Below are 1521 nucleotides of genomic sequence, written 5' to 3'. Positions count from 1 at the left end.
GGTTAGGCCTGCTACTTTAGGTGCAACCAACTCTCGTGGTGTGACGGGCGGTGTGTACAAGACCCGAGAACGTATTCACCGCGACATTGCTGATTCGCGATTACTAGCGATTCCAACTTCACGCAGTCGAGTTGCAGACTGCGATCCGAACTAAGATTGGCTTTCTGAGATTTGCTCCACGTCGCCGTATTGCTGCTCTCTGTACCAACCATTGTAGCACGTGTGTAGCCCAGCACATAAGGGGCATGATGACTTGACGTCATCCCCACCTTCCTCCTGCTCGTCGCAGGCAGTCTCGCATGAGTCCCCAACTTAATGATGGTAACATACGATAGGGGTTGCGCTCGTTGCGGGACTTAACCCAACATCTCACGACACGAGCTGACGACAGCCATGCACCACCTGTATCAACGTTCCACCGAAGCGGCACCAAGTCATCTCTGACGAGTTCGTTGTATGTCAAGTGCTGGTAAGGTTCCTCGCGTTGCGTCGAATTAAACCACATGCTCCACCGCTTGTGCGGGTCCCCGTCAATTCCTTTGAGTTTCACACTTGCGTGCGTACTCCCCAGGCGGTTCACTTATCGCGTTAGCTTCGGCACAGAGGTTCGACCCCCTACACCCAGTGAACATCGTTTACGGCGTGGACTACCAGGGTATCTAATCCTGTTCGCTCCCCACGCTTTCGAGCTTTAGCGTCAGTATCTGTCCAGTGAGCTGTCTTCACTATCGGCATTCCTACAAATATCTACGAATTTCACCTCTACACTTGTAGTTCCGCCCACCTCTCCAGTACTCTAGCCTGCCAGTTTCAAACGCAATACGGAGTTGAGCCCCGCATTTTCACATCTGACTTAACAAGCCGCCTAGACTCGCTTTACGCCCAATAATTCCGGATAACGCTTGCGACATACGTATTACCGCGGCTGCTGGCACGTATTTAGCCGTCGCTTCTTCTGGTGGTACCGTCACTTTCTTCTTCCCACCTGAAAGCACTTTACAATCCGAAGACCTTCATCGTGCACACAGAATTGCTGGATCAGACTTTTGGTCCATTGTCCAATATTCCCCACTGCTGCCTCCCGTAGGAGTAAGGGCCGTGTCTCAGTCCCCTTGTGGCCGTTCACCCTCTCAGGCCGGCTATCCATCGTCGCCTTGGTAGGCCATTACCCTACCAACTAGCTAATGGAACGCAAAGTTCTCCTCCAGCGCATATAGCTTTCATAAGTCCTCGATGCCGAGGTCTCATAATATCCGGTATTAGCTAACCTTTCGATTAGTTGTCCCAGTCTGAAGGGCAAATTCTTTACGCGTTACTCACCCGTCCGCCACCGTACTATCTTCCGAAGAAGAATTCCAGTCGACTTGCATGTGTTAAGCATTCTGTCAGCGTTCATCCTGAGCCAGGATCAAACTCTACATTCAAATTTATATCCTAACTTCATAAATGAAGTTTAGCTATCTATTAAAAGATAATTATTTTTATAGTGGTTCATTCCACTGTACACCTTAATCGATTGTT

General features: G+C 49.8%; 1 rRNA gene. It reads right to left on the bottom strand.

The window, feature by feature from the left end:
* Positions 1 to 1424, bottom strand: a 16S ribosomal RNA gene (locus DYH56_RS15660); the annotation flags it as partial.
* Positions 1425 to 1521 lie beyond the last annotated feature (97 nt).

This window comes from Psychrilyobacter piezotolerans, assembly GCF_003391055.1.
Taxonomy (GTDB): domain Bacteria; phylum Fusobacteriota; class Fusobacteriia; order Fusobacteriales; family Fusobacteriaceae; genus Psychrilyobacter; species Psychrilyobacter piezotolerans.
The sequence above is the reverse complement of the archived record's forward strand: the minus strand, read 5'-3'. Positions and strand labels throughout refer to the sequence as shown.